At 55.8% G+C, this 4,780-nt stretch carries 5 protein-coding genes; 3 read left to right on the top strand and 2 right to left on the bottom strand.

The features are described from left to right. Positions 1 to 136: 136 nt before the first annotated feature. Positions 137 to 529: an NINE protein gene (locus ABYV26_RS21115; RefSeq protein ID WP_372683337.1), complete on the bottom strand. Its 393-nt coding sequence runs from the start codon at positions 527 to 529 to the stop codon at positions 137 to 139. A gap of 405 nt (positions 530 to 934) precedes the next feature. Between ABYV26_RS21115 and ABYV26_RS21110 the strand changes: the two genes are divergently transcribed. Beyond that, positions 935 to 1,678, top strand: coding sequence for a hypothetical protein (locus tag ABYV26_RS21110; RefSeq protein ID WP_372683336.1), 744 nt, complete (start codon positions 935 to 937; stop codon positions 1,676 to 1,678). A gap of 195 nt (positions 1,679 to 1,873) precedes the next feature. Here ABYV26_RS21110 and ABYV26_RS21105 read toward each other — a convergent pair whose 3' ends face one another. After that, complete coding sequence (locus ABYV26_RS21105; RefSeq protein WP_372683335.1) at positions 1,874 to 2,788, bottom strand: alpha/beta hydrolase; 915 nt, start codon at positions 2,786 to 2,788, stop codon at positions 1,874 to 1,876. 229 nt (positions 2,789 to 3,017) lie between these two features. On the opposite strand from ABYV26_RS21105, the gene rmuC reads away from it, so the two are divergent. Further along, on the top strand, positions 3,018 to 4,514 hold the full coding sequence (rmuC, locus tag ABYV26_RS21100; protein ID WP_372683334.1) for a DNA recombination protein RmuC: 1,497 nt from the start codon (positions 3,018 to 3,020) through the stop codon (positions 4,512 to 4,514). Positions 4,515 to 4,551: 37 nt separating this feature from the next. After that, on the top strand, positions 4,552 to 4,780 hold a 229-nt coding region (locus ABYV26_RS21095), incomplete at its 3' end, for a cupin domain-containing protein (RefSeq protein ID WP_372683333.1).

Below are 4,780 nucleotides of genomic sequence, written 5' to 3'. Positions count from 1 at the left end.
CCCAGTCCCAAACGCATGTCGGCCGACCAGCCGTCGGACTATGTGACCCGCCGGACCTGGCAGATCATCGAACAGATGCATGCGCTGGGCGACACCGGCCATATAAAACAGAAGGTCCGCTGAGAGCGGTTCTGCCCTAAGTCCCGTTGATGAGCGTGATCTGATCGTTCATCGTCCAGAAATCATAAAGGTACCCCAGCCCGAAGATTCCGCCGGTCAGCAGATAAACGATGCCGACAAGCCATTTGCCCATGTACATTCGGTGAATGCCCAACAAACCCAGGAAGGTGAGCAGCACCCAGGCCACCGTATAGTCGACGGGGCCGCTGCGGAAGCGGATACTGGCCTGCCGGTCCAGTGAGGGGATCAAAAACAGGTCGACGAGCCAGCCGATGCCCAGCAGACCGAGAGTGAAAAAGTAGATGGTGCCCGATATGGGTTTGCCGAAATAAAACCGGTGGGCGCCGGTAAATCCGAATATCCAGAGAATGTAACCGACTGATTTTAGATGGGTGTCGTTGTCTGCCATTTTTTTTCTTCTCCAGCGTGTTATCATTTGACGGTATACTCCTGAACCGCCAGGGTCTCCTATCTTGCTATATGTCCGATTATTTTTCAATGGTACCAGCATTCATGTATCTGGGGTTTTAGTTACGAAGATGCCTTTCCCTTGAGATAACGCCCGTCACCGGATATTTGCCGGCACAATTTACAGTTGCTTAAATTAAAGATTGAAATTAAATCACCATGACGCCGGAAAAGACCGGCATATGCCCGTCTATTGATTTTTCCCGTCCGGTTAAAGGCCCATATTTTTCTACGTGTATGGAGAGGAGGTGATGCCCAAAAAGTTGGTGGTTGAATGGCGAAGGGGAGTGCCGGTCTGTTGAAATCCCCAACCCTCGTAATCATTTTTTTGAAGGAGAGAGAAGTGATGAAAAACCTTATGGTTGTGTTGGCCGTGGTACTGTCGATGGGGATTATTGTCCAGCCGGTCCTGGCGGTCGATGTGACGGGCACGGTGGATTTGAACTCTGCCTACGTATGGCGGGGCATGACATTCAATGACGGCTGGGTGGCCCAGCCTAGCATCGATATTACCAGGGGGGGCTTCGGCCTCAACGTATGGGGTAACTTTGATATCGATGATTACAATGACACCCTGGATTCGGGGGAGTTTTCCGAAATCGACCTGACCGCCTCTTATGCATGGACGCTTGGTGCGTTGGATGTGGGGGTCGGATACATCGAATATCTTTATCCCACCACGGACGTCGGTGGTCTGCCGGGAACTCGTGAGCTCTACGTCAGCCTGGGAATGGCCCTGCCGGCGGGCTTCTCGTTGGCGTGGGATGTGTATCGAGACATCGATGAAATCAAGGAGTGGTATACTAGCTTGGGGTTGACCTACGCCTATGACATCAACGACAAACTGAATCTTGCGGCGGGTGCATCCATGGGCTGGGCCGGTGACGACTATTGTGCGGATGACAGCGCCGGGTTTTATGATTACAACCTTTCAGTGACACTGGGGTATGCCATCGACGAAGCCTGGAGTGTATCCGCGTTCATCAAATACACCGATGCGCTCGACGACGATAACCTGGCGGATGTGGCTAACGGCGGCCTGCTGGATGTGAACACGTACGGCGGCGTCAGCGTCTCCTATGCTTTTTGAGATCGGGTGAGTTTTCCCGCCGTTCAATTTTAGCCATGCCTATGCTGAAGGGTGGTTGTGCCAGTCGTTTGGCCACCGCTCTTCAGCCTCCTTATCGTCTTTTTTTCTGCGGTGTCTCGGGGCCAGAAAGACCTGTGGATCGGGACTCATTTCTCGCCGATCGAGCCGATGCCTTCAAGATGGAACCTTTCATCCTCATACCCCTTTTCGGTTTCTACGGTCATGGGGAAGATTCAGAAAGTCCTGGATGATGGATAGCACCCTGGCGGTGGTGTCCGGAGAGAGGATGTCCCCGGCCAGTATGTGCCGACCCAAATCCTTGTTGCCCCTGAACAGCACCAGCCGTTTAAGTGAAGAAGGAAAGGCCGCATAGCGCATGACAGCCAGGGTAACGTTGATCACCCGGTCCCAGGGGTTGACCATCATCAGCACCGGCATGGCGGCACTTTTCAGATCGATCCGCCAGGACAGGTATACCAGCTGCATCATGGTGGCGATGGCCCTGACCGGATAGCGTACCGTCCAGTAGATGGCGTGCCGGGCATTGACCACGCTGAAGCTTCGCCAGCCGCCGAAAAAGCTTTCGAACAATCGCAGTGTGGGCGGCCAGAGCGCTGCAGCTGCCAGGGGGTTTTTAGGAAAGAAATTGGGCGAGAGCAGAATCAGGCGGTGAATCCGCGCTGCCACTGACGGCTGGGCCGCCAGCCAAGCCGCCAGGGTGCCGCCAGTGGACGTGCCCACCAGGATGACCTTTTCGCCCAATCGCTGTCCAATAGCAAGGGCTTTCCTTCCGTCGTCCATCCAATCCTGCACCGTGGCCCTGGCTAATGCATCGCCATCCTGGCCGTGGCCGGCGAGGCGGGTGTAGAACAGGTTGGCTCCAATGGCCTCGGCCAGACGGTCGCACAGGGGCCAGGTCTCCATGCGGCTGGCCGAAAATCCGTGGATGTACACGATAGCCAGGGCGCGCCGCCGACGTTGGGCGCCGTACCAGACGATCTTTTTCTCACAGCCGTCTCTGATCCCGGAAACCCGGGATTCGGATTCAGCAAGATAATTGTCAAGACGATCCAATCGTTCTGGAATAATGTTGGTTAAAGAATCGAACACAGCTTTTCATTGCCCCCTGTCAGGTAATTGCACAAACCAAGATGAAGGTTTAGCAGAGAACAACAGGCAGGGTCAACGGCCTGGGAGCCATCTTATTTCTGAATTTTTATTAAGGAGGCATTCGTCAACGGTGAGGGTGGATTTGTGGGCCAATCTCGCGTATAAACAATTATTTTCATATGTACCGGCCAGTGGTCAGTTGCCTGAATATCTCGCTCGGGAGCGTGCGATGACGCAAATTCAAGTTATCTATATGACCGGTGGGGCTGCGGGCCTGCTGCTGGTTGCGGTCATCACCCTGCTGGTGGTTCGATCACGGTTGAGGGCCGATCTGGCCTCTATGGCACGTCTGGCGGAGATGGAAAAGATGGCCCTGGAGGAGAAGCTGCTATCGGTGCGGGAACAATTGGATAAGGATCGCGCCGATTTGGCATCGGTCGAGGCTCAACTGGACCAACGCCGCGATGCCATGGCCGACTTGGAAGCGCAAAAGGCTGGCCTGGCACAATCCGTCACGCGGATTCCCGTGCTGGAGGAATCGCTGGAAAGGAGTCGGCATGGTCAGGAGCAACTCAATGCCGTGAACCTATCCCTGGAAAAAAAGCTGTCGGAGCTGACCGCCCGGCTGGATGCCGAGCGCCGCCAAGCCGAAGAGAAGATTGACGTGCTCAACGATGCCCGGGAGCGGTTGACCATTGAGTTCAAGGTGCTGGCAGAGCGAATCCTGGAAGAGAAGGGCAAGACCTTTGCCGATCGCAGCAAGGCCCAGATGGACGGCCTTATCGGCCCTCTGCGCGAACAGCTGGGGGACTTCAAGAAGCGGGTCGAAGATGTTTACGACAAAGAATCCCGTGATCGTGCGGCCCTGCTCAACGAGATTGGCCACCTGAAGCATCTCAACGAGCGAATCGGCAAGGATGCGCTCAACCTGACCAACGCCCTCAAGGGGGATGTGAAAACGTTGGGGGGGTGGGGAGAAGTGATCCTGGAGCGGATACTGGAAGCCTCGGGATTGGAAAAGGGGCGGGCATATGAGACCCAGGTGAGCCTGGCCGGAACCAGCGGCAGCCGCTATCGGCCGGACGTCGTCGTCCATCTGCCCGAGGGCAGGGATGTCATCGTTGATGCCAAGGTGTCGCTCAAGGATTATGAACGCTACCACGCATCCAGCGATCAGACGGCTCGTGCCGCGGCCATCAAAGCACACCTCGCCTCCCTTCGGGCCCACCTCAAAGGCCTGAGTGAAAAGCACTACGAGGACCTGGAAGGGGTTCGGACCCTGGACTTCGTACTCATGTTCGTGCCCATCGAAGCCGCTTTTTTTGCAGCCGTGGAGCATGACCGCACCCTTTTCACCGAGGCCTTCGAGAAGAACGTGATTTTGGTTTCACCGTCAACCCTGCTGGTGACCTTGAGGACCATTCATAACATCTGGCGCTATGCGGACCAGAATGAAAACGCCCTGGAAATCGCCCGGCTGGCCGGGGGGCTCTACGATAAGTTCATCGGCTTCATCGAGGCGCTGGAAGACGTGGGCCGGCAATTGGACCGGGCCAGAGAGGCCTATCGCACGGCCAGGGACCGGTTGTCCACAGGCAGGGGGAACCTCGTGCGGCGCGCCGAACAACTCAAGGCATTAGGCGTGAAAGCCAATAAGGCTCTTCCGGAGTCCTATGCGCTCGATCTGGATCCGAATGGGTGTGAAGCCATGACAGAAGATGATTGATGCGTCATCTCAGCACCCGACAACCCAAGGAGACATAATGTTCAGGAAAAACAGTGAGCTGACCTACCGCAAGCTTCTCGACGGGGTGAACATGGCCGCCATGGTTCACGGTGAGAAGACCCTGATGGCCCGATTCAAGCTGGAGAAAGGGGCCCTCATTCCCGACCATAACCACCCGCACGAGCAGACCGGAATGTTGCTCTCAGGGAGGATGATTTTTACGGTTGATGGAACCGATCAAGAGGTGGTGCCCGGTGATTGCTGGT

It is taken from the genome of Desulfosarcina sp. (assembly GCF_041551955.1).
In the GTDB taxonomy this organism is placed as follows: Bacteria; Desulfobacterota; Desulfobacteria; order Desulfobacterales; family Desulfosarcinaceae; genus Desulfosarcina.
Note: the sequence above shows the minus strand (reverse complement) of the source record. Positions and strands in the feature narration are given on the sequence as shown.